We start from the raw sequence: 24,183 nt of genomic DNA, 5'->3' as shown, positions 1-24,183 counted from the left end.
TCGGGGGACAAGCGGCGCCGAAGAGGTCCGATGAACACGTTCAGCAGCCGCGCCGGCAAGACGATTGTCCGCATGGACATCCTGCCGCCCGAAATCACAACAGGCCCCAAGGGCCGGGTGAAGGCGCGTGGTCCCGTGGTGGATGCGCAGTTCGTGCCCGTGACTGATGGCGGGTGGCAGCGGTCCAGACCGCGTTCGCACAACGACAATTCAGACAACAGGACCAAGAACCGGGCGACCGGTAAGCCTGCAGAGAGGGTGAGGTCCGGTGCTCCGGCCCCGGTGCCGAATGGCTTCGTCGGCAAGGTCGAGCGCGTGCTGAATACGCTTTCGGCCGATCTGTTCTGCGCTCTTGTGGCTGCCGCTTTCGTGCTGGTCTTTGCGAGTGCCGGCGGCTTCTCGTTCCTGTTCAACGACAGCGGAGAAGCCCAAGCCGAGCCATCGCTCGATATCACTCACATCACCATGACGCCACGCGATGCGGATGGCATGCGGGTTCTACTGATCAACGGAATCGTCGAGAACCGGACCAGTAACGCAAAGACCATGCCCGCGATCCGGGCCGAACTGATGGCCGGCGACACGCTGGTCGCCTCGACGTTGATTGCCCCGCCGGCTTCCGCCATTGCTGCCGGCCACAGCCGCGGGTTTTCTGCGCGCGTGCCGCATCCCGGCGGAAAACTCCCGGATTTGCGCCTGACCTTTGCGGAACGGGATGCGTCCCGCCTCTGATTGTGCTATCGCGGCGCTTCCGATCTATCAGGAGTATCCGTATGCCCGTCGTCCGCGGCAAAAACATCGAGCCGCTTTTCACTGCCGAACAGATCGCCGAGCGCAATCACCAAATCGCAGCGCAGATCGCGACCGGTCCCACGAAGGATCTGCTCGTCATCGCCGTCCTCAAGGGCTCGTTCATTTTCGCAGCGGATCTTCTGCGCGCGCTGCATGAGACGGGCCTTGCACCGGAAGTGGAGTTCATCACACTTTCGAGCTACGGCACCGGCACGGTCTCGCAGGGCGTTCGCATCGTCAAGGATATCGACAGCGACGTGAAGGACCGCGATGTTCTTCTGATCGACGACATCCTGGAATCCGGCCGCACGCTGAAATTCGCCAAGGAACTGCTCTATGAGCGCGGCGCCCGCCATGTTTCGCTGGCCGTTCTTCTCGACAAGAAGGTGAAGCGCAAGGAAGAGCTTGAGGCGGATTACGTCGGCTTCGAATGCCCCGACTACTTCGTCGTCGGCTACGGCATGGACGTCGCCTACGCGTTCCGCGAACTGCCTTTCGTCGGCGTCGTGACTGGCGACGCGTGAGTTGATTTTGGTTTGGATGGGGGCAGAAATCTGCCGCCATCCGGTCGCAAGGTGTTAACCATGGCGCGGTTTGAGCCTCGCCTGTTTACTCCTCGACAACCAAACTCTGGTGAATTGCTCCCGGATTGATACACAAAACGGGAGCGATGATCGCTATGGCCAAGATCCTTATTACCGAGGATGAACACACGTTGCGCATGTTTGTTGCGCGCGCTCTCCGGATGGATGGCCATGAGACGCATGAGGCCGGCGATGGCGCCGAAGGCCTCGAAAAGCTCGAGCAGGGCGCGTTCGATCTTCTGCTTTCCGACATACGCATGCCTGTCATGGATGGCATTGCGCTGGCGCACGAAGCCGCCGCCCAGTATCCCGACATGAAGATCCTGCTGATGACCGGCTATGCCGAACAGCGCGAACGCGCCGATGACCTGTCGTCGAAGATCGTCGATGTGGTGCAGAAGCCTTTCGCATTGCCAGAAATCCGCAAGGCTGTCGCCATGGCGCTTGCCGTGCAGACTTCCTGCGCGGCCTGATCTCTCGCAGGTGGATTTAGCGGATCTCGAGCAGCCGCTCGAGATACTGCCGCTCGGCATCGCCTGATAGGGCGTTGCCCAGCTTCTCGCGGATCGCATCGAGGATCTCGCGGGCGCGCTGCACGTCGATTTCATCCGGCACCTTCACCTGATCGCCGAAGTCCGGGCCTGACGTTGCGCGGGGGCGACCTAGGGGATCGCGACCGTTCTGGCCGCCCTGGTTGGCCATGCCCTGTCCCTGGCCGTCCTGCTGGCCTTCGCCTTGGCCCTGACCCTGCTGCATCGCCTGCATCATCTGCTGCATCATGCTCTGGGCGCCTTGGCGAAGCGCGTTAAGTGCGTTGCCCTGGCCTTCGACGGCCTGTTCGCCCTGGCCGTCACCGAGCGCCTTACCGGCGCTGCCCATTTCACTCTGGGCCTCCCCGAAGCCTTGGCCTGGTTCCATGCCCATGCCCTTCAGCGCCTGCTGCAGCTCGCCAAGCTGTTTTCCGAGGCCTTCCTGCTGGGCACGCAGGTTCTTCAGCGCCTCACGCAGCTGTTCGGCTGTCATCTGGTCGGTATTCTGTTCGCCGCCCTGGCCGTTCTGGCCCTGACCTTGCTGGCCCTGCTGCCCGCGCTGTGCCTGCTGGCCTTGCTGACCCGGTTGGCCCTGCTGACCCGGTTGGCCGTTCTGGCCCTGCTGCTGCTCGCCCTGTTCGCCGCTCTGCGGATCGGGGTCGCCGCGCTGCATGCGATCACGCAATGCCTGGTCCAGCTTGAATGTCTGGTCCATCAGCCGCTGCTGTTCCTGCATGATCTGGCCGAGCTTGTCGATCTGCTGGCGCATCTGGCTGTTTTGCTGCTGCTGCTGGCCCTGCTGACCGCGCTGCGGGCGTCCGGCCTGCAGGTTGTTCATCATCCGCTGCATCTGCGACAGCATTTCCTTGGCAGCGTCACGATTGCCGGATCGAGCGAGGTTTTCGATCTGGTCCATCATGTTCTGCAGGTCGCGCTGGCGAATGACATTCTGCGCCTGCATGTTCTGCTGGCCCGGCGGTGCGTTTTGCATGCGCTGCGCGAGCTCGTTCATAAACTGCTGCATCGCCTCGCGCAGTTCCTTCATGAGGGCAGCGATTTCCTGATCCCCGGCACCTTTCTCGAGCGTGTCCGACAGATTGCGCTGGGCATCGCGCAAACGGCGTTCGGCGGCGGAAAGATCGCCGTCCTCGATGCCGAGCGCGATTTCCCACAGGTAGTCTGCTGCGTCCTTCAGCTGTTCCTCGTTGCGGGCAATCTTCATGCGCTCACGGGCCGAGCGGATTGCCAGGAAGTGGCCAAGGTTCGGAATGGTCTCGTCGGGACGGATCGCCAGCGCGTCGTTGAGCTCGATCGCGCGCGGCACCTGGCGGGTGTCGAGCGCGAAAACCTGGCGCTGTTCGGCAACGGCGGCCGCCAGCGGTTCCGAGAAGCCGCGGCCCGGCATTACCATTTCATGGGCGGGGCTGCGGCCGGTCTGGCCCGCGCCGTCCTTGGCAATCAACGTAATCCTGACGCGCTTTCCGGCCAGCGGATGCTCGATCAGGCTGCGGCTGGTCAGGGCCTTCACCTCCTGGCCGCGGTTCTGGCGCGGCAGGTCGAGGCGGTATTCCGGCGCCGGGTAAAGCGGCGTGGCCGCCGGGTCGACAGGGCCGACGGGTTCGATCAGCGCATGGGCTTCCCGAATGCCGTAATCGTCCTTGCCGCGGAAACCGATTTCCAGCGCGCCATTGACGGACCGCTTCGGCTGGCCGTCGAAGGCGATCTCCGGGGGGCGGTCGGGAATGACGTCGAAGGTCCATGTCTGGCCATTGACGGTGAGTTCGCCGCTTTCGTCCACATTGAACGCATAGCTGCGCGGCGGCACCGTCTGTGCGGTGTGCGGCTGACTGACGGGTGGCTGCGGCTTTGCCTGCTGGCCCTCGGGCAATGGCGTGCCTGGTGCGTTACCTTGTGCCTGCTTGCTTGCGTCTTCAGCCGCCTTGCGCGCTTCCTCGGTGATCAGCGTCAGCGGCTCTCCGCCGGATTTCGGCGTGAAGACGACCGCTTCCTCGCCCTCGCCACCGGTTACGCGCACGGTCAGGCCGGAATTCTGCGGCACAGATGCCGTGTTGCCGGCCGTATCGCCCGCGGCTGCGGGCGCCGTGTCGCGGCCGGTCAGGAATATCGGGGCGCGGCCGGTGTAGGATGGTGGTGTCAGCCAGGCGTCGATGCGAAGGTCCGGGTTGGTACTTGCAGCCAGTGGTGCCGGACGGAAGGCGTCTGCGGGCGAACCGCCGCCGTTCGAGAAGGAATAGCCGAGCGCCACGGCAAACATGAGCGCCGGTACGGCGCGGAGCGCGAACCGGTCATGGCTGGCAATATCCGGGCGCGGCATGCCCGTATCGAGCGCCGCGATCCGCTCGGCCATGCGGATCTGGTGTTCTTTCCAGAGCGCGCGGGCAAACGGCGTCTCGAACGCCGGCTGGTCTTCCTGCACGGCGACGGGCTGGTGCGGCAGGCCGTTGCGATCTTCCAGCAACCGGTCCGCATCGGCAGCATCGGGCCAGCGAAGCCTCGCCAAGGGAAGGAGAGAGGTCAGGAACGCGAAGGTGAAAAAGCCGAGCAGTATCCAGCGCAGCAGATCAGGCGTGACGCGGAAAAGGCCGAACCAGGAGACGGAGAAGAACAGGGCAACGACCGCGAGCGGGGCCAGAAGCTTCGGCAGAAGGCGTTCGGAAAACAGCACGAAACGGGCAAACGACCGTTTCAGCGCAACGCGTCTTGCGAGCGCCGGATGTGTTTCGAATGCACCTTTGCGGATCAAGCTCATGCGGTCCGTCTCCGATCGTGGCGGCCCAAATCAAGCTATCAACATAACAATGTTTGTGGCGAAGACGAGGGCGGCGACATGCCGGCCCCGATTTTTACAGGCGGTTTGCCGCAAAAGTGAACGTTTCTGCGCAGGCCTAGCTAAGCCAGGCCGGCACGGAATCCAGGCCGATCAGGTCATCATAGGAGCCGCGCGGGCGGATCACATGGAACTCCGAGCCCTTCACCAGCACTTCCGGCACCAGCAGGCGGGAATTGTAGGTTCCGGCCTGCACGGCGCCATAGGCACCGGCAGAACCGACGGCGATCAGGTCGCCGGGCTTCGGTTCGGCCATCTCGCGGTCGAGCGCCAGATAGTCTCCGGTCTCGCAGACGGGGCCGACGACATCGCCCTTGATCCGCGGCGCATCGGCCGGCGGTACCACGACGGGGCGGATCGAATGATAGGCTTCGTAGAGTGTCGGGCGGATCAGATCGTTCATCGCGCCATCGACGATCACGAAGGTCTTTTCGCCGCCATCCTTCACATAGATGACCTCGGTCACCAGAATGCCGGCATTGCCGACGATCAGGCGGCCGGGTTCGGTGACGATCTTGCAGTCGAGCGTGCGCAGCTGCTTCTTGATCGTTTCCGCATAGGCGTCTGGCAGCGGCGGCGGAGTGTTGTCGTCCTTGTAGGGAATGCCGAGACCGCCGCCGACATCGACGTGGCTGATCGTGTGGCCATCGCCGCGCAGCAGATCCACCAGCGCCCGCAACAGCCGGTAGGCATCCTCGAACGGCTGGAGCTCAGTGATCTGGCTGCCGATATGCATGTCGATGCCGGTGACTTCGATGCCGGGAAGCGTTGCCGCATGGGCATAGACGTCACGGGCCCGGTCGTAAGCGATGCCGAACTTGTTTTCCTTCTTCCCCGTCGAAATCTTGGCATGGGTGCCCGCATCGACATCCGGGTTGATGCGGAAGGAGACATGCGCACGCTTGCCGACTTTGAGAGCGCGCAGGTTCAGCACTTCCAGTTCAGGCTCGGATTCGACGTTGAAGCAGTAGATCCCGGCCTCGAGCGCCAGATCCATTTCGGCAACGGTCTTGCCGACGCCCGAAAACATGATGCGGGATGCGGGAATGCCGGCCGCCAGCGCGCGCCGCAACTCGCCGCCCGAGACGACATCGACGCCGGCGCCGAGCTTTGCCAGGGTTTTGAGGACTGCCTGGTTGGAGTTCGCCTTCATGGCGTAGCAGACCATCGCATCCACATCGGAAAACGCCTGCGCGAACACCTTGTAATGGCGCTCCAGCGTGGCTGTCGAATAGACGTAGAATGGCGTGCCGACGGCTTTTGCGATTTCCGGGATGGCGACGTTTTCGGCGTGAAGGACGCCGTCGATGTAGTGGAAATGATTCACGTCAAAACTCGGAAAACTGAAGGGGTCTGGGAACTACAGAAGCGGGTCGAGGACGAACGGCCGCTCGGCAACCGGTTCCTTGTTGGCGTCACCGGGTTTGCTGCTCTTGCGGATGTTCTGCTGTTCGACGGGCGTGCTGGGGCGGTCGAGGTCGCCCTTGCGGCCGCAGCCGGCGACAACGAGGCTGACGACGCCCAGGATCAGGCTGACATGGGCGATTTTCACCAGGGATTTCGACATTCTCTTCCTTCTCCGGCACGGTCACGCAGACTTCATAGCGAAGTTCCGCGCGCTTGTGCAGTATCCTTGCCGCTTCATTCGTCGCGCAGGCGTCAGTTTCTCTCGCGCCACCAGGCGATCTGCTTGCGCACCTCGGAGGGAGCCGTGCCGCCGAAGCTGACGCGACTTGCGACCGATGCATCCACCGAGAGAACGTCGAAGACCTTGTCAGTGATGGCAGGGTTGATCGCCTGCAGTTCTTCAAGCGTGAGTTCGGAGAGGTCGCAGCCCTTTTTCTCCGCCAGCGCCACGGCATGGCCGGTGGCATGGTGCGCTTCGCGGAAGGGCAGGCCGACTTCGCGAACCAGCCAGTCGGCAAGGTCGGTCGCGGTGGAGAAGCCGGCGCCGGCCGCGGCGCGCATCTTGTCGGCGCGGATTGTCATGTCGCGCATCATGCCGGTCATGGCGGCAATCGCCAGTTCCAGGTTTTCGGCGCAGTCGAACACCTGTTCCTTGTCTTCCTGCATGTCCTTGGAATAGGCGAGCGGAAGACCCTTCATGACCGTCAGCAGCGCGACCAGCGAACCGTTGATGCGGCCGGTCTTGGCGCGCACCAGTTCGGCGGCATCCGGGTTCTTCTTCTGCGGCATGATCGAGGAACCGGTCGAAAACGCGTCGGACAGGCGCACGAAGCCGAATTGCGGCGTCGACCAGATGACGATTTCTTCCGCAAGACGCGACAGATGCACGGCGCAGATGGCAGCGACCGACAGAAATTCCAGCGCGAAATCGCGGTCGGAGACGGTGTCGATCGAGTTGCGGGTCGGTTCGCGGAAACCGAGGGCCTTCGCCGTCATGTGGCGGTCGATCGGGTAGGGCGTGCCGGCAAGCGCTGCGGCACCGATCGGGCTTTCGTCCAGGTGTTCGATCGCATGGCGAACGCGGGCGCGGTCACGGCCGAACATTTCCACATAGGCCATGCAGTGATGGCCGAAGGTAACCGGCTGTGCCGTCTGCAGATGGGTAAAGCCGGGCATCACCGTATCTGCATGCTCTTCGGCGCGGTCGAGAAACGCGGCGATCAGGGCCGTCAGCATCTTCTCGGTCTTGACGAGCTCTTCCTTGACCCAGAGGCGGAAATCGAGCGCGACCTGGTCGTTGCGGGAACGGGCGGTGTGGAGGCGACCGGCGGCTGGACCGATCAGGTCTGCCAGCCGCGCCTCGATGTTCATGTGAATGTCCTCGAGCTTGCGCGAGAACTGGAACTGTCCGCTTTCGATCTCTGACATGATCGTGTTCAGGCCGGAAACGATCTTGTCTTTATCTTCGTGCGAAATAATGCCTTGTTCCGCCAGCATCGTCGCATGGGCGATCGAACCGCGGATATCCTGGGCGAACAGCTTCTTGTCGAAACCGATCGAGGCATTTATCTCCTCCATGATCGCATCCGGCCCGGAAGCGAAGCGTCCGCCCCACATCTGGTTGGAAGATGTCGCGTCCTTCGTGTCGGCCATGAATTCAGTCCTGGAGTAGTTGATGACGTCCAAAAGACCGCTTGGCCTTCCGTCTGTCCGATTGATCCTGATTGCCGCCGTCCTCGGGATCGTCGCCGGCACCGTCGCCGTATACGTGACGAACATGGGGTCTGGCAATGGTTCGGGTGGGGGTTTGGATGGGGCGGCAAAGGCCTCACTCTCCCCGTCGGCCGGCCAATGCGAGGGCTCCGCGGACCTGGCGAAGTCCGTCAGCGCCTTTTCAAAGGGCCAGGTTGCCGCCATGGTCGAGGCACAGCCGCCGCGTCCGCTCTCTCTGTCCTTCAAGGGACCGGCGGGACAGGACATGACGACGGCCGATCTCGCCGGCAAAACCGTGCTTCTCAATCTCTGGGCCACCTGGTGTGTGCCCTGCCGCGAAGAGATGCCGGCGCTGAACGGGTTGCAGGCGGCGATGGGCGGCGGTGACTTCGAAGTCGTCGCCATCAACATCGATACCGGCAGCGATGAGAAGCCGAAAACCTTCCTTGAAGAGTACAAGATCGACAAGCTCGGCTTCTACCGCGACAGTTCAATGGGCACGTTCAACGCCCTGAAAAAGGAAGGCCTCGCCTTCGGCCTGCCTGCAACGCTGATCCTCGACAAGAAGGGCTGCCTGATCGGCGCCATGAACGGCCCCGCGGCCTGGGATAGCGACGATGCAAAGGCGCTGGTGACGGCCGCCAAGGGCGCTTGAGGGCTGCGGATGAAGGGCTTGCCCTTCACCTCAGTCGACCCCTTCTAGCGTCCAGTCAAGCGGGTGAGGAGCGAACCGCCACAAGGCTGATCCTTACCGGGTTGGGACTGGAACCTCGCCGCGGTAGTCGTAGAAGCCGCGGCCGGATTTGCGGCCGAGCCAGCCGGCTTCGACGTATTTGACGAGAAGCGGGCAGGGGCGGTATTTGCTGTCGGCGAGACCGTCATGCAGCACCTGCATGATCGACAGACAGGTGTCGAGGCCGATGAAATCGGCAAGCTGCAGCGGTCCCATCGGATGGTTGGCGCCAAGCCTCATCGCGGTATCGATCGCCTCGACCGAGCCAACGCCTTCGTACAGCGTATAGATCGCCTCGTTAATCATCGGCAGCAGGATGCGGTTGACGATGAAGGCGGGGAAGTCCTCGGCAACGGTCGCGGTCTTTTCGAGTGCGACCACATAGTCCTTGGCAGCCCGGAAGGTCGGCTCGTCGGTGGCGATACCGCGCACCAGTTCCACCAGCTTCATCAGCGGCACCGGGTTCATGAAATGGATACCCATGAAGCGCTCGGGCCGGTCGGTCGCGGCGGCAAGCCTGGTAATGGACAGCGACGAGGTGTTGGTGGCGAGAAGCGCCTCGGGTTTGAGAACCGGACAGACCTGCGCATAGATCTTGCGCTTGACGCTTTCGTCTTCGGTCGCGGCTTCGATGACCATGTCCATCGGTGCGAGGTCGTTGACATCGGCGGAGCCGGTGATGCGGGACAGGGCTGAGTTGCGATCCTCGTCGGAAAGCTTGTTGCTGGAAACCTGGCGGGCCAGGTTGCCGTTGATGGTTGCAAGTGCGCCTTCGATCCGGTCCTTGGAGAGATCATAGATATGCACGTGATAGCCGGCGAGCGCCGAAACATGTGCAATTCCGCAGCCCATCTGGCCTGCGCCGATGACGCCGATATTCTTCATGATCTCACTCGCTCCCTGGGTGCGGTTTTCGCCCGCGTCTCGCATTCATCATAACCAACCGGCGTCTCACAGCAAAATGCCGGGTTGCGTGAGACAGCCCGGCATTTTTCTAGTCTGCTAGCGTGTTTTTTGCCAGCATTTTCGCGTCGCCGAACTGCGGTGCGAGAAAGCCGGTCGCCCTCACAGGGCCTTTTCGAGCTGCGGCAGGATCTCGAAGAGATCGCCGACGAGACCGAAGTCGGCCACCTGGAAGATCGGTGCCTCCTCGTCCTTGTTGATCGCAACGATGACCTTGGAATCCTTCATGCCGGCCAGATGCTGGATGGCACCGGAAATGCCGACCGCGATGTAGAGCTGCGGTGCAACCACCTTGCCGGTCTGGCCGACCTGCCAGTCGTTCGGCGCATAGCCTGCGTCGACCGCTGCGCGCGAAGCGCCAACGGCCGCACCCAGCTTGTCGGCGACGGGCAGGATGACTTCCTGGAATTTTTCCGAGGAACCGAGTGCACGGCCACCGGAGATGATGATCTTGGCGGATGCGAGTTCAGGACGGTCCGAGGAGGCAAGCGCATCGGATACGAAGGACGAGACGTCAGGGTTTGCTGCGGCGGCCACGGTTTCCACGGAAGCAGAACCACCTTCGTCGGCTGCCGCGAAGGATGCCGTGCGCACGGTGATCACCTTCTTGGCATCGGTCGCCTGGACGGTCTGGATGGCGTTGCCGGCATAGATCGGGCGACGGAACGTATCGGGCGAAATCACCTCGATGATCTCGGAAACCTGCGCCACATCAAGCAGCGCAGCAACGCGCGGCATGACGTTCTTGGCGGACGCTGTCGCCGAAGACATGATGACGTCGTAGGATCCGGCCAGCGACACGATCAGTGCTGCAAGCGGTTCGGCAAGGCTGTTGGCAAGGCTTGCGTCGTCGGCAAGCAGAACCTTCGAGACGCCGGAGAGTTTCGCTGCCGCATCGGCTGCGGCCTGCGCGCCGGAACCGGCGACCAGCACGTGGACCTCGCCACCGATCTGGGTTGCGGCCGTCAGCGCCTTGGCGGTCTGGTCGTTGAGGCTGGCATTGTCGTGTTCTGCCAGAAGAAGAATGGCCATGAGTTTATCTCCCTAAAATCAGATCACGCCGGCGGTCTTCAAGGCGCCGACCAGTTCCTCGACGGACTTTACCTTGATGCCTGCTTTGCGGCCGCCCGGCTCCTCGGTCTTCAGAACCTTGAGGCGAGGGGCGATGTCGACGCCGAAATCCGCTGCCGTCTTCTTGTCGAGCGGCTTCTTCTTCGCCTTCATGATGTTCGGCAAGGACGCGTAGCGCGGCTCGTTGAGGCGCAGGTCGGTGGTGACGACGGCTGGAAGCTTGACCTCGACGGTCTGCAGGCCACCATCGACTTCGCGGGTAACCACAGCCTTGTCGGCGGAAAGTTCGATCTTCGAGGCAAAGGTTGCCTGCCCGGTTCCCAGCAATGCCGCCAGCATCTGGCCGGTCTGGTTTGAATCGTCGTCGATCGCCTGCTTGCCGACGATGATGAGGCCCGGCTGTTCGGCGTCGACGACGCCCTTCAACAGCTTCGCAACGGCAAGCGGTTCGACCGTCTCGTCGGTCTCGATCAGGATCGCCCGATCGGCGCCCATAGCAAGCGCCGTGCGCAGCGTTTCTTCAGCCTTTGCCGGACCGATCGAAACGACGATGACTTCCTCGGCCTTGCCGGCCTCTTTCAGGCGCAGGGCTTCCTCGACGGAAATCTCGTCGAACGGGTTCATCGACATCTTGACGTTGGCAAGCTCGACACCGGATCCATCCGGCTTGACGCGGATCTTCACGTTGTAGTCGACGACGCGCTTTACAGGCACCAGGATCTTCATGGGGTCCTTCCTTGACTTTTCTCCAGCCGCAGATTGCGACATTTGCGGCTTATCCATTTGTCAGTGGGCGACATGGATACCCATTTTTGCCCTGATGACAACGTGGATTATCCCATCTGGGTTGCGGTTTTCTCATAGGCCTATTCGGCCGGTCGCGTCTCTTGCGATATGCTCTGCTTGTGCAGCACGGCCTTCGGCGTGACGATCTCGCGGTCGAACAGGGGAACGCCCCGGCGCCGCATCACGATGACGAGTGCGGCGCCCGCCAGAATTCCGCCGACATGCGCGCCCCAGGACACCGCACTATCGGCTTCGAGCCAAAGCATCACGAATTGCTGAACGATCCAGAGCGTCAGCGGAATGAAGGCCGGCAGCGGCAGCGGAATTCGAAACAGAACGAGCACCCATACCCGAACGCGCGGATGCAAAAGGAAGTAGGCGGCGACGACACCGGAGATCGCGCCCGATGCGCCGATCAGCGGCCCCTCGGACATCGGGCCGACGAGGCCGTGCACAAGCGCGCCGGCTGCGGCACAAAGCAGGTAGAATATCAGGAAGCGTACATGACCCAGAGCGTCCTCGACATTGTCGCCGAACACCCAGAGAAACAGCATGTTCGATGCAAGGTGCCAGAAATCCAGATGCAGGAAGGCGTAGGTGACGAAGGTTGCGTCTTCCGGGACAAGGATGACCGAGGGATCGAGCACCGCATAGTCGAAGATGATCGCCGGAATGAAGCCGAGACCCAGCGAGGCGATCTCTGTCGTTTCCGATGGAGCAAGGCTCGTGAACAGCCACATGAGTATGTTGGCGGCGATCAGCGAGAACGTCACCCACTGCACGCGGATGTATTTCAGCGCGACGGCATCATGCAGGGGAATGAACATGCGTCGCTTCCTCTCCTCCCGTCCGTCGCGCCTTGGTCGCGTTTTCGCCTATCGGTTCTTGCCGGGCACCCACAGAATGTCGGTCCTGCCATTCTCGTTGGCGACGCGGGCCGCGACAAACAGGAAATCCGACAGGCGGTTGATATATTTGAGCGCAGCCGGGCCGATCGCCTCATGCCTCGAAAGCTCGACCATCAGCCGTTCGGCACGCCGCGATACGGTGCGGGCGAGATGCAGATAGGCGGAAGCCGGCGAACCACCGGGCAGGACGAAGGATTTCAGCGGTTCGAGATCGGCGTTCAGCGTGTCGATTTCGGTTTCCAGACGTGTCGCCTGCGCTTCGATGATCCGCAGAGGCTCGTATTCGGGCTTTTCGCCGGTATCTGGCGTTGCAAGATCGGCACCGAGATCGAACAGGTCGTTCTGGATGCGAAACAGCATCTGGTCGACCTCGCCCATGCCGGCCGTATGAAGCCTTGCCATGCCGATTGTCGAGTTGACCTCGTCGACCGTGCCATAGGCCTCGACCCTGATGTCGTGCTTGTCGCGCCGCGGGCCGGACACCAGTGCGGTGGTGCCGTCGTCGCCGGTGCGCGTGTAGATCTTGTTGAGCTTGACCATGAAGACTGTAATTTCCTTAGTTCGGCATTTGCTCTAGCTCGGCCGGCCGCCGCCGGTCAGCCAGAGCGTGAACATGATGAGGATGACGGCCACGGCCTGGAGCAGCAGACGCAACTGCATCAGCTTGTTCGACCGGTTGGCATCGGTGCCCTTCACCATGTTGAACAGGCCCTTGATCAGCACGAGCACGACCAGGCCGATGACGATCACGGTCAGAACGGTGGTAAAGGTGGCCATCGAGATTTTGCTTTCCGCTTGCGGGCGATCAGTCGATCCGTTGCATCAATTTGTAGAAGAGCGCTGCCGGCAGGATACGTTTCAGAAACGCGCCCTGCTTGGCCGGCTTCGTCACCAGATAATGTGGCTTCGGGTTGTCGGCGGTCAAGGCATGCTTCAGTACCGTGTGAACGGCGTCCGGATCCAGCTTGTGGCGGTTGACCGGCCCGCTCCCGTCCAGCCGCTGCAATTGCCGCTTGTATTGTTCGGCATGCGGCGAATTGACCAGGTCGATATTCTCTTTGACCTTGGCGAGCGCGTTGGCCGTGAACTGCGTGTCGATCGGTCCGGGCTCGATCAGGCTCACATGGATGCCGCTTCCGTAAAGCTCCATCCGCATCGTCACGGTCAGACCTTCCAGCGCGAATTTCGAGGCGGTGTAGGCGCCTCGGTAGCGATAGGGAACGATGCCGAGAATGGAGGAGCAGTTGACGATGCGTCCATGACCCTGTCGCCGCATGACAGGGATGATGCGGGTCGTGAGGTCATGCCAGCCGAACAGATTGGTCTCGAACTGGAGACGCAGCACGTCGGTCGAAAGGTCTTCGACAGCGCCGGGCTGACCATAGGCGCCGTTGTTGAAAAGCGCGTCGATGCGGCCGCCGGTACGGGCGAGAACGGTGTCGACGAGAGCCTCGATCGTTTCAGGCCTGGTGTAGTCCATCACCAGGGCTTCGATGCCGTCCTCATCCAGCGCGGCCTGATCGGCTTCTTTGCGCACGGTCGCGAACACCCGCCATCCCTCGGATTTCAGCGCGCGGGCACAATGAGCGCCGATCCCTGAGGAACAGCCTGTCACGATAATCGTTCTTCCGTCTGTCATGCCGATTGCATACCGTTAAGGTCTCTCTGTACAAGTTGCCGCCTACCTTCCATATTTTGCCACAAGCCTCAACTCATCCTCCACCGAAGCCCTCAGGGAGATGCCGCCTTTGGAAGAAAACTCCCCGGTCAGGTGGCCGAGACTGGCGTTCAAGGTGCTCTGGGATGCCTATTGGCATTTCTCGGAGGACGATGGATGGGCGATGGCGAGCCACGTGGCGCTGTCGGGGCTACTGGCGCTGTTTCCATTCCTGATCTTCGGCACGGCGCTTGCCGGTTTCCTCGGTGCCGGCGGGTTTTCGCAGACGACCGTGCATCTCCTGTTCGATACATGGCCGGCCGATGTGGCCGATCCGATCGCGTCTGAACTGCAGCGGGTGCTGGAGATACCGCGCGGCGGGTTGCTGACCGTATCGGTGCTGGCCGCTGCATACTTCGCGTCGAACGGCGTCGAGGCGCTGCGCATCTCGCTCAACCGCGCCTACCGGGTGACCGAAACGCGGCCGTGGTATGTGACGCGTCTCGCCAGTCTGGGCTATGTCATCCTGGCGGTGGTGATCTTTGCGGTCATCAGCATTCTTCTGCTGGCGGTCCCCGTCGCATCGCGGTTTGCCCAGACCCGCTTTCCGTGGCTGATCAGCGATCTCAACGCGGCTGCCAACTGGGGTCTCGTCGGCACGGCGTTTCTCCTGATGATCGGCCTGCTCGGGTCGCACAAATACCTTCCGGCTGGAGATCGCCGGCTGATCGACATCATGCCGGGTGTGGCGCTGACGGTGCTTTTGTGGACATGCTTCGGCTTCGGCTTCGCGGCCTATCTTTCCACCTTCGCCAATTATGCAGCGACCTATGCGGGTTTGGCGTCGATCATGATCGTGCTGATCTTCCTCTATATGGTGGGCGTGATCTTCATGCTGGGCGCCGAGTTCAATGCCGCGCTGATGAAGTACCGGATCTATTCCGTCTTCTCCCGCGTCCGGAAAGAGCGTCGCCGCCGGGGCGATGCTTCGGCTTTAGCTCTGCAGGCCGAGGAGGCGGCGAATGTCGAGCGGGCTGAGGCCCGCGTCGCGCAGAGCCGCAAGCCCGGTTGATCCCTCGCTTTTCGAGAGCTTCCGACCGTCTGTGCCAAGGATCAGCCGGTGATGGTGGTAGAGCGGCTGCGGCAGACCGAGCAGATCCTGCAGAAGCCGGTGAACCGACGTTGCGTGATAGAGATCCATGCCGCGCACCACGTGGGTAATGCCCTGCGCCGCATCGTCCACGGTGACGGAGAAATGGTAGCTCGACGGAGCATCGGAGCGCGACAGGACGACATCGCCCCAGGCTGCCGGATCGGCCGGAACGAGCTTTTCGGCGCCGTCGCTTATCTCCCGCCATGTCAAAGCGTCCGAAACTCTCGCCAGCGCCTTGTCCATGTCGAGCCGCCAGCTGTGGCGGATGCCGCTTTCGATCAGCGTCTTTCGTTTGGTCTCGCTCAGGTACCGGTCATGATTAGGATAGAGCGCTGACCCATCCGGGTCGCGCGGCCATGTCGCGCCATCGGCCTCGAAATCTGCGACCCTTGCCTTCACCTCGCCGCGCGTCATGAAGGCCGGATAGACGAGCCCCATCTCCATCAATTCAGCAAGTGCTTCACGGTAGGTCTCGAAATGCTCGGACTGGCGGCGCGGCGGTTCTTCCCAGGAAAGGCCAAGCCAGTGAAGGTCGCGGTAGATGGCGTCCTCGTAGTTAGGCGTCGAGCGAGCAAGATCGATATCCTCGATCCGCAGCAGGAAGCGGCCATTCATGTCCCGGGCCATGTCGTGGTTGAGGATGGCCGACAGCGCGTGCCCGAGATGCAGCAGTCCGTTCGGGCTTGGCGCGAAACGCAAGATTGGTCTATCAGGGTCGGTGGCGATTTGGGCGGCTGGCATGCCTCCTTCTGCCATGATTTGTGATGCGCAACCATGGAGAAAACCGTGCGGATCATCCGCGACCGATCGGATATCGACGAGGGACTTGCCGAACTGGTGATCGCCGATCCGCGCCTTGCCCCCATCATCGAGATGTCCGGCGAACTGCCACTGCGGCTGATCGAACCGGGTTTCGCCGGCCTTGCCTCCATCATCGTCTCGCAGGTCGTATCGCGGGCAAGCGCCGACGCGATCTGGAAGCGCATGGCAGCTGTCGGTGCCACCGAAGCTGAGGCTTTTGCAGCGCTCGATCCCGAGGTCGTCGCGAGCTTCGGGCTCTCGCGGGCAAAGGCTGCGACGCTCACGCATCTTGCGACAGCGATTGCGCAGAAGGGCTTCGATCTCGATGCGATCGCGGGACTGGAGGCTTCCGAGGCGACACGACAGCTGATCGCACTTCCCGGCATCGGTCCCTGGACGGCAGAGTGCTACATGATGTTTTCCGCGGGCCACCCGGATTTCTTTCCGGTAGGCGACGTGGCGCTGCAGGCAGCGGTTGCCGATGGGCTTGGCATGGAAGCGCGCCCGACAGAAAAGCAGCTCGCCGCCATCGCGCTCATCTGGCGGCCGTGGCGCTCGGTCGCGACGAGGCTTTTCTGGTCCTATTACGGGGTCCGGACGAAGCGCGACGTCTCTCCGATTTTGTGAAGTTTGAGTGACGAAGCCGCCTGTATTTAAAGGGCTTCACAATCCTGTAACAACGGTCCTAATATAGAGGAGATAGATGCCGAATCCGTTAGGAGCGTCATTTGACGATTGCAGTCTCCCCGCAGGCCTTACCGGCGCTCGTGTTGAACGCTGACTATCGGCCACTGAGCTATTATCCCTTGTCGTTGTGGTCCTGGCAGGACGCGATCAAGGCGGTATTCCTCGACCGTGTGAACATCATTGCCGAATATGATCATTCGGTATGTTCGCCCAGCTTCTCGATGAAACTGCCAAGCGTCGTCAGCCTGAAGACCTATATCCAGCCGACCCGCAATCCCGCCTTTACCCGCTTCAACGTGTTCCTGCGCGACAAGTTCGAGTGCCAGTATTGCGGCGATCACGACGATCTGACCTTCGATCACGTGATCCCGCGTGCCCATGGCGGCGAAACGACCTGGCAGAATGTCGTGGCGGCGTGCTCGCCCTGCAATTTGCGCAAGGGCAGTAAGCTTCCCAAGCAGGCCGGCATGTTCCCGCACCAGAAGCCCTATGCGCCGACCGTGCAGGACCTGCATAACAACGGCCGGCTGTTTCCGCCCAACTATCTGCACGAAAGCTGGATGGACTATCTCTACTGGGATTCCGAGCTGCAGCCGTAAGGGTTACGTCTCACGCGGCCTTCTTGGCGCCGATGAAGGCGATGGCCGCGAGGATGACGCTGGCGATCACGTTCCAGCCTGCAAAGGACAGACCGAGCACGCGGAGTGCTGCTTCCGTGCAGGACGGACCATGCACCGTGTTGAGGTCGGAGAGAAGGCTGCCGGCATTGGTGGTGACGCCCGCGCCGCCGCCGCAGCTTGCGGGACCTTCCCATAAGGCCCATTCGACGCCCGCGTGATAAACGCCCATGCCGGCGCCAACCAGCATCATCAGGCCGACAAGGATCAGAAGCGTGCGGCCGATCCAGGCGGGCATGCCGAATGCCAGGGCGCCCATGGCAAGAATGCCGACCGGAATTGCATAGTAATAGGGTTCGCGCTGCAGCAGGCACATCGCACAGGGAATATAGCCGCCGAGATACTGGAAACCGAGCGCTGTGCCGACGGTTGCCACCATGCCGAGCGTGACGATGACCGCATGGCCGAGACCCTTGCGGGCATGGGTGGTGGAAGCTGTCAGCGCCATCGGCTTATCCTTGTATTCCCGACGAGATTTCGGGCGCAGCTGTAAATCAGAACCGGCCATCCTGTAAACCGTGTGCCCCTTGTCAGGCAGGGCGTGTGCGGCACATTGCCGTGATGGCCCCATCCGATTTCCCATTTCTTACGAAAAGGTGCCTTCTTACTAAAAGTTACTATGGATGATATTGAAGCGCATCAGCAGCATTGGAGAATGCAAATGGATTTCACGAAAGCAACAATCCTGATCACCGGCGGCAATTCCGGCATCGGCCGCGGTCTCGCCATCGCCCTTTCCGAACGCGGCGCGAAGGTCATCGTTACGGGGCGCAACGAGGCGAGCCTGAATGAAACGCTGAAGGACAATCCGGCGCTTTCCGGATACCAGCTCGATGTCACGGACAAGGACGGCCTGAACGCATTTGCCGCATCGGTCGTGAAGGATCATCCGGATCTCAACGTCGTCATCCACAATGCGGGCATCATGGAGCGTGAGAACGTGCTCGCTGACGTTTACGACGTCGATGTCGCCGAGCGCACCATCACCACCAACCTTCTCGCACCGATCTGGCTGACCTCGGCCCTGCTTCCGCATCTGCGCCAGAAGCCGCAAGCTGCGATCGTCACCGTCTCCTCCGGCCTCGCCTTCGTGCCGCGCACCGATTCCATGACCTATAGCGCCACCAAGGCAGCCATTCATTCCTGGACAATGAGCCTGCGGCACGAATTGCGCAGCACCAAGATCGCCGTGGTGGAGCTTGCCCCGCCGCAGGTGGCAACGGAGCTGACACCCGGCCAGTCGAAATTCGCGACGGCCATGCCGCTTGCCGATTTCGTGTCTGAATCCGTCGGTCTGCTCTGCGCCGATCAGACGCCGTCGGAAGTGATGGTTCAGCGTGTGATGCGGCAGCGCACGGCCGAAGCCACAGGCAATTTCGACCAGGTCTTTTCGATGATCAACCCGAGCTGACGGCTGCAATTTCTGGAGGCGGCGGTATCGCCGCCGTTTTCAATCTTCGTCGTCGAATGCTGTCCGGGCCTTTGCCACCGCATCGTGGTTTTCGACCGCCCAGATCCACACATTGCAGAAGGCTGCCCCCAGCGTCAGGCCGAGCGGCGAGAGGCTGTATTCCACCTTGGGCGGCACGCAGGCATAGGTCTTGCGGATGACCAGACCGTCGCGTTCCATGCGCCGGAGCGTCTGGGTCAGCATTTTCTGGCTGATGCCGGTAACGCGGCGGGCGAGGTCGGAAAACCTTAAAACACCTTCGTCCCACAGCGTATCGAGGATGACCACCGTCCACTTGTCGGCGAAGCCCGAGATCATCTGGCGGACGAGGTCTTCCACCTTGGGATCGACATTGTCAGGATAATCGCGGGCCTTGTAGCTCTCTGCCCGCGCCACGTCGTCGGCCGTGAAGACCGGCTTCTGCTGGATGCTCATGGTGGCGTTTTCCTTGGGCTCGAACCTTGAGTGCGTTTGTATCGAAAAGAGAGTTAGGCAGCAAGACGAGCGCCTTCGATCCATCCACCGTGCGTTGTGGAACTATTGCGCCGGTGGGACATTCGGACTCCCTAGCCGTGCCGGGAGCGTTCCATGTCCGATACTCTTTCAACCTACCGCAGCAAGCGTGATTTCAAGAAGACCAAGGAGCCGAGCGGCGCCGCTAAAGTGCGGCCGTCCAAGCGCGGCCGCTTCGTCATTCAGAAGCACGATGCGACGCGGCTGCATTACGATCTGCGGCTGGAAATGGATGGCGTGTTCAAGTCCTGGGCGGTGACCCGCGGCCCGTCGCTCGATCCTCAGGACAAGCGCCTTGCGGTCGAGGTCGAGGACCATCCGCTCGATTACGGCGATTTCGAAGGGACCATTCCGAAAGGCGAGTATGGCGGCGGCACGGTCATGCTGTGGGACCGGGGTTACTGGGAAGTCGATGGCGCGCTCCCACTCGAAAAGGCGCTCGCCAATGGCGATTTCAAGTTCATCCTCGATGGCGAACGGCTGCAGGGCGGCTTCGTGCTGGTGCGGATGAAAAAGGACCGCGATGGCGGCAAGCGCACCAACTGGCTGCTGATCAAGCATCACGACGATCACTCGGTCGACAAGGACGGCGATGCCATCCTGAAGGAGACCGAAACCTCGGTCGCTTCCGGTCGCGACATGGCGACGATTGCTGCGGGCAAGGGACGCAAGCCGAAACCTTTCATGCTGACCAGCAGCGCGGTCGATGCGGATGCTGTGTGGGACAGCAGCGAAGGGCTGGCGGCTGACGAACGGAAGGCTGGGAGCAAGAGTGCAAGTAAGGGCAAGAGCGCAGATAAGGCGAATCCGGCCTCGGAAAAAATGCCGGATTTCATCGCACCGCAACTCTGCCAGATCCGCGACCGGCCACCGTCGGCAGAAGGCTGGTTGCATGAGATCAAATTCGATGGATATCGGGTTCAGATGCGCGTGCAGGATGGCAAGACCATCTTGAGAACCCGCAAGGGGCTCGACTGGACGGAGCGGTTTTCGCAGATCGCCGAAGATGCTGCGGTCCTGCCAGATACGGTCATCGACGGGGAGATCTGCGCGCTCGATCATGACGGTGCGCCAGATTTCGCCGCGCTGCAGGCAGCACTTTCCGAGGACAAGACAGACGACCTCGTCTATTTCGCCTTCGATCTCCTCTTCCACGAGGGGCAGGACCTGCGCGGCATGCCGCTGGACGAGCGCAAATCGCGGCTGTCGCAGGTGATTGCCGAGGCGGAAGCCGGCACACGGATCCGCTATGTGGACCATTTCGAAACCGGTGGCGATGCGGTTCTTCGTTCCGCCTGCCGTCTCTCGCTCGAAGGCATCGTCTCGAAACAGGCGGACGCGCCCTATCGGTCGGGCCGAAGCGACACCTGGGTCAAGGCCAAGTGCCGCGCAGGCCACGAGGTGGTGATCGGCGGCTATGCGACGACCTCAGGCAAGTTCCGCTCGCTACTGGCCGGCGTCTATCGCGACAACCATTTCGTCTATGTCGGACGCGTCGGAACCGGTTTTGGCGCGGGCAGGGCGGCGGATCTGATGTCCAAGCTCGATCCGCTTTCTGCCGACAAAAGTCCGTTTACCGGTATCGGAGCGCCGAAGAAGACCAAGGACATGCATTGGGTGAAACCGGAGCTGGTTGCCGAGATCCAGTTCGCGGGCTGGACCAATGATGGTCAGGTGCGCCAGGCGGCATTCAAGGGCCTGCGCGAAGACAAGCCGGCTGATGAGGTCGAGGCCGAGAAGCCGGCTTCACCGGATCAGGAGACGCCGCAGCCAAAGGCGGAAAAGACCGCCAGCGGCGCGAAACCCACGAAGGTGCCGCGCGGCAGGGGCGGCAAGGCGGAAGTGATGGGCGTGATGCTCTCCAATCCCGACAAGCCGCTCTGGCCAAGCGATGCCCAGAACGGTGACACGCCTGTTACCAAGGAGGATCTCGGCCATTACTACGAATCGGTCGCGGGCTGGATGATAGAGCACATCAAGGGTCGGCCCTGCTCGGTCATCCGCGCGCCAGACGGGATCGGCGGCGAGCAGTTCTTCCAGCGGCATGCCATGCAGGGCACATCGAACCTTCTGGAACTGGTCAAGGTCCATGGCGACAAGAAGGCCTATCTGCAGGTCGATCGCATCGAGGGACTGGCAGCTCTCGCGCAGGTCGGATCGCTGGAACTGCATCCATGGAACTGCCAGCCGAACAAGCCCGAGGTTCCGGGCCGGCTTGTTTTCGACCTCGACCCGGCTCCCGATGTCGCCTTCCCGAGGGTGGTCGAGGCGGCGCGAGAAATCCGCGATCGGCTCGACGAACTGGGGCTGATGAGCTTTTGCAAGACGACCGGCGGCAAGGGCCTGCATGTGGTCGTGCCGCTGAAGACGGGCGGCCGCAAGGAGTTGACGTGGGATGAGGCCAAGGATTTCGCGCACCGGGTTTCCAACCTGATGGCGCAGGACGATCCCGATCTCTATCTCACCAAGATGTCGAAGAAGCTGCGTGAAGGCCGCATCTTCATCGACTATCTGCGAAACGACCGCATGGCGACAGCCGTCGCGCCGCTTTCGCCGCGTGCGCGCGAGGGTGCGACGGTCTCCATGCCGCTCACCTGGACCCAGGTCAAAGCCGACCTCGACCCGCACCGCTTCACCATTCATACGGTGCCGGCGCTGATTGCGAAAAGCGAAGCGTGGAAGGACTATTGCGATGCCGAACGGCCGCTTGCCGAGGCGATCAAGCGGTTGAAGAAGGTTGAGGCTCGAGGTTGAGTGGTGAGGACAGTAGGCCGGCGTTCGGCCTACTCACGCAGCTGACAATGCTGTTATTGAACAACTCTACAGTCAATTGGAAAAGTGAGCCTAGTCCCAAACGCCCCTCATCCTCGCCCTTGTGGCGTGGATCCAGTCAGCTCAAGTCCTTGAGCTGACAAGAGTCTTCGACCCGGCAGGCGTCGTGTCGCTGGATCCCCGCCACAAGGGTGAGGATGAGGGAAGTGGGGCGTCGCTCTCGTCAAGCAACGCGCGGCTGGGGGACTTTCAAGGCCTGCGCGACCGAGGTATCGCCTGCATCCTGAGCAGTAGCTTCTTCAGTGGTTGTCAGCAGCCTGAGGCCACCGTTCCCCAAAAGCCGTTAGCCTACTTGCTTTTCCGCTTGTCTGCCGCCAGCGAGCGTTTCAGCGCATCCATGATGTCGATGACGTTGCTGGGCTTGTCCGACTCTTCCTTCTCGGCCTTTTTCGGTGTCGGGCGGCGTTGTTTCTTTTTCGACTTGATGATGTCGAGCAGATTGTCCTGCACCGGATCGGTCACGAATTTCGCGTCCCAGGGGCGGGTCTGCTGTTCGATCAGCTTGCGGATCAGCGGCAATGTCTCTTTCTCGGGCTCGGCCTTGTCCAGTCCGTCAAAATAGTCCTTGGCTTCGCGCACCTCGTCGCCGAAGCGCAGCGTCCAGAGAACGATGCCCTTGCCGCGGGGCTCGATCATAACGGCCCGTTCGCGCCGGCCGAGCACCAGTCGCGAAATGCCGACCATCTCCTGGCTGTCCATGGCGGCGCGGATCACCGAGAATGCCTCTTCGCTGACCTTTTCGTTCGGCGTCAGATAGTAGGGGGTATCGAGCCAGATCCAGTCGATGTCGGAACGCGGCGTGAAGGTCGAGATATCGATCGTCTTGGTGCTTTCGAGCGCGACATTGTCGAGCTCCTCGTCTTCTAGCATCACGTAGTCGTCTTCGCCTCGCTGATAGCCTTTGACTTCATCGTCATCGCGCACGGGCTTGCCGGTCACCGAATCCACGTAGTGGCTCTGCACCCGGTTGCCGGTTTCGCGGTTGAGCGTGTGAAAGCGCACCTTCTCGCTTTCCGAGGTCGCCGGTGTCATCTCGACGGAGCAGGTGACGAGCGAAAGCTTCAGATAGCCTTTCCAGTAGGGACGTATCGCCATGGCTGTCGTTTCCCTTAACCGGCCTTGCGGCGCGTGCTTGTCGAGGATGATGGTGCTGACTTGGCAGTCTTGCGCGGCGTCTTGTTGGTGTTGGCGGATTTCGGCTTGGCGCTCGCCTTGGTCTTTGCCTTCGGCTTGTCCGTTGATCCGGACTTGCCGCCCATGCCGGCGCTTTCACGCAGGGCCTGCAGAAGATCGGATGGTTTGGAGGCTGTCGGGGCCTTCCGCTTCGGGATCTTCTTGCCCTCGAGCTTCGCCTTCACCAGTTCGGCCAGCGCTTCTTCATACCGGTCGTCGAACTTGGTCGGGTCGTAGCTACCCTTCTTGGTGCCGATGATATGGGAGGCGAGTTCGAGCATCTCCTTGTCGATCTTGACCTCTGTCACGTCTTCGAAGGCCTTGTCCGTCGAGCGGACCTCGTAATCGAAATTGAGCGTGGTGCCGATCAGCCCGTCGCCGTGGGGACGGATCAGCACGGTGCGCAGCCGCCGGAAAAGCACGGTGCTGGCGATCGCTGCGACGCCCGCCTCCTTCATGCCGTCGCGCAGAAGCGCAAAGGCTTCCTCGCCGAGCTTCTGGGGCGCGAGATAGTAGGGCTTGTCGAAATAGATGTCGTCGATCTCCGCGCAGGAGATGAACGCGTCGATATCGAGCGTCTTGTCGCTCTCGGGGATAGCGGCGGCGATTTCCTCGGGTTCCAGCACCACGTATTTGCCGCTGCCGGTCTCATAGCCCTTCACCTGGTCGTCGTGCTCGACGGTGTTCCCCGTTTCGCTGTCCACGAACTCGCGGCGCACGCGATTTCCGGTCTTGCGATTGAGGATGTTGAAGCTGATCCGGTCCGACGATGAAACCGCCGTATAGAGCGCGACGGGGCAACTCACCTCGCCGAACTTGATATGACCTTTCCAGTTGGCACGTGGTGCACTCATATCAACCTGCTCCCTTGCTTGACGGCGAGATCGTCAACGAACGTGACGTAA

25 protein-coding genes are annotated in these 24,183 nt (G+C 61.7%); 9 read left to right on the top strand and 16 right to left on the bottom strand.

All coding sequences use genetic code 11. From position 1 onward, the window contains the following. Nucleotides 1-30: 30 nt before the first annotated feature. The 3 genes from ACQY1K_RS15175 to ACQY1K_RS15165 all read left to right on the top strand — a co-directional run bounded on the left by ACQY1K_RS15175 (nt 31) and on the right by ACQY1K_RS15165 (nt 1,849). On the top strand, nt 31-732 hold the full coding sequence (locus ACQY1K_RS15175; protein ID WP_430257766.1) for a hypothetical protein: 702 nt from the start codon (nt 31-33) through the stop codon (nt 730-732). 41 nt (nt 733-773) lie between these two features. Continuing rightward, nucleotides 774-1,316 (top strand): hypoxanthine phosphoribosyltransferase, encoded by a 543-nt coding sequence (gene hpt / locus ACQY1K_RS15170; RefSeq protein WP_062461735.1) that lies wholly within the window; start codon nt 774-776, stop codon nt 1,314-1,316. 155 nt (nt 1,317-1,471) lie between these two features. Beyond that, nucleotides 1,472-1,849, top strand: a complete 378-nt coding sequence (locus ACQY1K_RS15165) for a response regulator (RefSeq protein ID WP_062462002.1) — start codon at nt 1,472-1,474, stop codon at nt 1,847-1,849. Between the two features lie 16 nt (nt 1,850-1,865). Here ACQY1K_RS15165 and ACQY1K_RS15160 read toward each other — a convergent pair whose 3' ends face one another. The 4 genes from ACQY1K_RS15160 to argH all read right to left on the bottom strand — a co-directional run bounded on the left by ACQY1K_RS15160 (nt 1,866) and on the right by argH (nt 7,814). Beyond that, nucleotides 1,866-4,676 carry a TIGR02302 family protein gene (locus ACQY1K_RS15160; RefSeq protein WP_430257765.1) on the bottom strand — a complete coding sequence of 937 codons (2,811 nt, stop codon included), beginning with the start codon at nt 4,674-4,676 and terminating at the stop codon, nt 1,866-1,868. Nucleotides 4,677-4,812: 136 nt separating this feature from the next. Next, nucleotides 4,813-6,081, bottom strand: coding sequence for a diaminopimelate decarboxylase (gene lysA, locus ACQY1K_RS15155; RefSeq protein WP_430257764.1), 1,269 nt, complete (start codon nt 6,079-6,081; stop codon nt 4,813-4,815). Nucleotides 6,082-6,114: 33 nt separating this feature from the next. Continuing rightward, nucleotides 6,115-6,321 carry an LPS translocon maturation chaperone LptM gene (gene lptM / locus ACQY1K_RS15150; RefSeq protein WP_062581790.1) on the bottom strand — a complete coding sequence of 69 codons (207 nt, stop codon included), beginning with the start codon at nt 6,319-6,321 and terminating at the stop codon, nt 6,115-6,117. 92 nt (nt 6,322-6,413) lie between these two features. Continuing rightward, nucleotides 6,414-7,814, bottom strand: coding sequence for an argininosuccinate lyase (gene argH, locus ACQY1K_RS15145; RefSeq protein ID WP_430257763.1), 1,401 nt, complete (start codon nt 7,812-7,814; stop codon nt 6,414-6,416). A 22-nt stretch (nt 7,815-7,836) separates the two neighbouring features. On the opposite strand from argH, the gene tlpA reads away from it, so the two are divergent. After that, nucleotides 7,837-8,529, top strand: coding sequence for a thiol:disulfide interchange protein TlpA (tlpA, locus tag ACQY1K_RS15140; protein WP_430257762.1), 693 nt, complete (start codon nt 7,837-7,839; stop codon nt 8,527-8,529). A gap of 93 nt (nt 8,530-8,622) precedes the next feature. Here tlpA and ACQY1K_RS15135 read toward each other — a convergent pair whose 3' ends face one another. The 7 genes from ACQY1K_RS15135 to ACQY1K_RS15105 form a co-directional block, all read right to left on the bottom strand. After that, nucleotides 8,623-9,492 carry a 3-hydroxybutyryl-CoA dehydrogenase gene (locus ACQY1K_RS15135; protein WP_430257761.1) on the bottom strand — a complete coding sequence of 290 codons (870 nt, stop codon included), beginning with the start codon at nt 9,490-9,492 and terminating at the stop codon, nt 8,623-8,625. 180 nt (nt 9,493-9,672) lie between these two features. After that, on the bottom strand, nt 9,673-10,602 hold the full coding sequence (locus tag ACQY1K_RS15130; RefSeq protein ID WP_430257760.1) for an electron transfer flavoprotein subunit alpha/FixB family protein: 930 nt from the start codon (nt 10,600-10,602) through the stop codon (nt 9,673-9,675). A gap of 18 nt (nt 10,603-10,620) precedes the next feature. Continuing rightward, nucleotides 10,621-11,367 carry an electron transfer flavoprotein subunit beta/FixA family protein gene (locus ACQY1K_RS15125; RefSeq protein ID WP_062461709.1) on the bottom strand — a complete coding sequence of 249 codons (747 nt, stop codon included), beginning with the start codon at nt 11,365-11,367 and terminating at the stop codon, nt 10,621-10,623. Between the two features lie 140 nt (nt 11,368-11,507). Further along, nucleotides 11,508-12,254, bottom strand: a complete 747-nt coding sequence (locus tag ACQY1K_RS15120; RefSeq protein WP_430257759.1) for a rhomboid family intramembrane serine protease — start codon at nt 12,252-12,254, stop codon at nt 11,508-11,510. Between the two features lie 48 nt (nt 12,255-12,302). Next, nucleotides 12,303-12,875 (bottom strand): cob(I)yrinic acid a,c-diamide adenosyltransferase, encoded by a 573-nt coding sequence (locus ACQY1K_RS15115; RefSeq protein ID WP_062461703.1) that lies wholly within the window; start codon nt 12,873-12,875, stop codon nt 12,303-12,305. Nucleotides 12,876-12,908: 33 nt separating this feature from the next. Further along, nucleotides 12,909-13,112: a twin transmembrane helix small protein gene (locus ACQY1K_RS15110; protein ID WP_062461700.1), complete on the bottom strand. Its 204-nt coding sequence runs from the start codon at nt 13,110-13,112 to the stop codon at nt 12,909-12,911. A 28-nt stretch (nt 13,113-13,140) separates the two neighbouring features. Next, nucleotides 13,141-13,974 carry an SDR family oxidoreductase gene (locus ACQY1K_RS15105; RefSeq protein WP_430257758.1) on the bottom strand — a complete coding sequence of 278 codons (834 nt, stop codon included), beginning with the start codon at nt 13,972-13,974 and terminating at the stop codon, nt 13,141-13,143. Between the two features lie 100 nt (nt 13,975-14,074). Here ACQY1K_RS15105 and ACQY1K_RS15100 point away from each other — a divergent pair, with 100 nt between their 5' ends. Next, nucleotides 14,075-15,064 carry a YihY/virulence factor BrkB family protein gene (locus ACQY1K_RS15100; protein WP_430257757.1) on the top strand — a complete coding sequence of 330 codons (990 nt, stop codon included), beginning with the start codon at nt 14,075-14,077 and terminating at the stop codon, nt 15,062-15,064. Here the strand turns inward: ACQY1K_RS15100 and gluQRS are convergent. Next, nucleotides 14,987-15,901, bottom strand: a complete 915-nt coding sequence (gluQRS, locus tag ACQY1K_RS15095; protein ID WP_430257756.1) for a tRNA glutamyl-Q(34) synthetase GluQRS — start codon at nt 15,899-15,901, stop codon at nt 14,987-14,989. The genes ACQY1K_RS15100 and gluQRS overlap by 78 nt on opposite strands. An 18-nt stretch (nt 15,902-15,919) precedes the next feature. Between gluQRS and ACQY1K_RS15090 the strand changes: the two genes are divergently transcribed. Both ACQY1K_RS15090 and ACQY1K_RS15085 read left to right on the top strand, forming a co-directional pair. Next, entirely contained in the window at nt 15,920-16,573 is a 654-nt protein-coding gene (locus ACQY1K_RS15090; RefSeq protein ID WP_430257755.1) for a DNA-3-methyladenine glycosylase family protein, read from the top strand. A 101-nt stretch (nt 16,574-16,674) separates the two neighbouring features. Continuing rightward, nucleotides 16,675-17,232: an HNH endonuclease gene (locus tag ACQY1K_RS15085; RefSeq protein WP_062461688.1), complete on the top strand. Its 558-nt coding sequence runs from the start codon at nt 16,675-16,677 to the stop codon at nt 17,230-17,232. 10 nt (nt 17,233-17,242) lie between these two features. Here the strand turns inward: ACQY1K_RS15085 and ACQY1K_RS15080 are convergent, their stop codons facing one another. Beyond that, entirely contained in the window at nt 17,243-17,752 is a 510-nt protein-coding gene (locus tag ACQY1K_RS15080; protein WP_430259035.1) for a disulfide bond formation protein B, read from the bottom strand. 219 nt (nt 17,753-17,971) lie between these two features. On the opposite strand from ACQY1K_RS15080, the gene ACQY1K_RS15075 reads away from it, so the two are divergent. After that, the gene (locus ACQY1K_RS15075) at nt 17,972-18,721 is read left to right on the top strand and encodes an SDR family oxidoreductase (RefSeq protein WP_430257754.1); all 750 of its coding nucleotides are present in this window, start codon (nt 17,972-17,974) and stop codon (nt 18,719-18,721) included. Between the two features lie 39 nt (nt 18,722-18,760). Here the strand turns inward: ACQY1K_RS15075 and ACQY1K_RS15070 are convergent, their stop codons facing one another. Further along, nucleotides 18,761-19,195 (bottom strand): winged helix-turn-helix transcriptional regulator, encoded by a 435-nt coding sequence (locus ACQY1K_RS15070; protein ID WP_113111803.1) that lies wholly within the window; start codon nt 19,193-19,195, stop codon nt 18,761-18,763. A 153-nt stretch (nt 19,196-19,348) separates the two neighbouring features. Between ACQY1K_RS15070 and ligD the strand changes: the two genes are divergently transcribed. Continuing rightward, nucleotides 19,349-22,027, top strand: coding sequence for a DNA ligase D (gene ligD, locus ACQY1K_RS15065; protein ID WP_430257753.1), 2,679 nt, complete (start codon nt 19,349-19,351; stop codon nt 22,025-22,027). Between the two features lie 366 nt (nt 22,028-22,393). On the opposite strand, the gene ACQY1K_RS15060 is transcribed toward ligD, so the two are convergent. Beyond that, on the bottom strand, nt 22,394-23,200 hold the full coding sequence (locus ACQY1K_RS15060) for a Ku protein (protein WP_184654548.1): 807 nt from the start codon (nt 23,198-23,200) through the stop codon (nt 22,394-22,396). A gap of 14 nt (nt 23,201-23,214) precedes the next feature. Then, on the bottom strand, nt 23,215-24,132 hold the full coding sequence (locus tag ACQY1K_RS15055) for a Ku protein (protein ID WP_430257752.1): 918 nt from the start codon (nt 24,130-24,132) through the stop codon (nt 23,215-23,217). Between the last annotated feature and the right edge of the window lie 51 nt (nt 24,133-24,183).

This window comes from Neorhizobium sp. IRS_2294, from assembly GCF_050500145.1.
Lineage (GTDB): Bacteria > Pseudomonadota > Alphaproteobacteria > Rhizobiales > Rhizobiaceae > Neorhizobium > Neorhizobium soli.
Note: the sequence above shows the minus strand (reverse complement) of the source record. Positions and strands in the feature narration are given on the sequence as shown.

Coding starts and splice junctions, on each gene's coding strand:
- ACQY1K_RS15175 (WP_430257766.1), top strand. CDS start 31: ATGAACACGTTCAGCAGCCGCGCCGGCAAGACGATTGTCCGCATGGAC.
- ACQY1K_RS15060 (WP_184654548.1), bottom strand. CDS start 23,200: ATGGCGATACGTCCCTACTGGAAAGGCTATCTGAAGCTTTCGCTCGTC.
- hpt (WP_062461735.1), top strand. CDS start 774: ATGCCCGTCGTCCGCGGCAAAAACATCGAGCCGCTTTTCACTGCCGAA.
- ACQY1K_RS15125 (WP_062461709.1), bottom strand. CDS start 11,367: ATGAAGATCCTGGTGCCTGTAAAGCGCGTCGTCGACTACAACGTGAAG.
- ACQY1K_RS15105 (WP_430257758.1), bottom strand. CDS start 13,974: ATGACAGACGGAAGAACGATTATCGTGACAGGCTGTTCCTCAGGGATC.
- lptM (WP_062581790.1), bottom strand. CDS start 6,321: ATGTCGAAATCCCTGGTGAAAATCGCCCATGTCAGCCTGATCCTGGGC.
- ACQY1K_RS15160 (WP_430257765.1), bottom strand. CDS start 4,676: ATGAGCTTGATCCGCAAAGGTGCATTCGAAACACATCCGGCGCTCGCA.
- ACQY1K_RS15165 (WP_062462002.1), top strand. CDS start 1,472: ATGGCCAAGATCCTTATTACCGAGGATGAACACACGTTGCGCATGTTT.
- argH (WP_430257763.1), bottom strand. CDS start 7,814: ATGGCCGACACGAAGGACGCGACATCTTCCAACCAGATGTGGGGCGGA.
- ACQY1K_RS15135 (WP_430257761.1), bottom strand. CDS start 9,492: ATGAAGAATATCGGCGTCATCGGCGCAGGCCAGATGGGCTGCGGAATT.
- ACQY1K_RS15075 (WP_430257754.1), top strand. CDS start 17,972: ATGGATTTCACGAAAGCAACAATCCTGATCACCGGCGGCAATTCCGGC.
- tlpA (WP_430257762.1), top strand. CDS start 7,837: ATGACGTCCAAAAGACCGCTTGGCCTTCCGTCTGTCCGATTGATCCTG.
- ligD (WP_430257753.1), top strand. CDS start 19,349: ATGTCCGATACTCTTTCAACCTACCGCAGCAAGCGTGATTTCAAGAAG.
- ACQY1K_RS15100 (WP_430257757.1), top strand. CDS start 14,075: ATGCCGCCTTTGGAAGAAAACTCCCCGGTCAGGTGGCCGAGACTGGCG.
- ACQY1K_RS15120 (WP_430257759.1), bottom strand. CDS start 12,254: ATGTTCATTCCCCTGCATGATGCCGTCGCGCTGAAATACATCCGCGTG.
- ACQY1K_RS15130 (WP_430257760.1), bottom strand. CDS start 10,602: ATGGCCATTCTTCTTCTGGCAGAACACGACAATGCCAGCCTCAACGAC.
- ACQY1K_RS15090 (WP_430257755.1), top strand. CDS start 15,920: ATGGAGAAAACCGTGCGGATCATCCGCGACCGATCGGATATCGACGAG.
- ACQY1K_RS15115 (WP_062461703.1), bottom strand. CDS start 12,875: ATGGTCAAGCTCAACAAGATCTACACGCGCACCGGCGACGACGGCACC.
- ACQY1K_RS15110 (WP_062461700.1), bottom strand. CDS start 13,112: ATGGCCACCTTTACCACCGTTCTGACCGTGATCGTCATCGGCCTGGTC.
- gluQRS (WP_430257756.1), bottom strand. CDS start 15,901: ATGGCAGAAGGAGGCATGCCAGCCGCCCAAATCGCCACCGACCCTGAT.
- ACQY1K_RS15070 (WP_113111803.1), bottom strand. CDS start 19,195: ATGAGCATCCAGCAGAAGCCGGTCTTCACGGCCGACGACGTGGCGCGG.
- ACQY1K_RS15055 (WP_430257752.1), bottom strand. CDS start 24,132: ATGAGTGCACCACGTGCCAACTGGAAAGGTCATATCAAGTTCGGCGAG.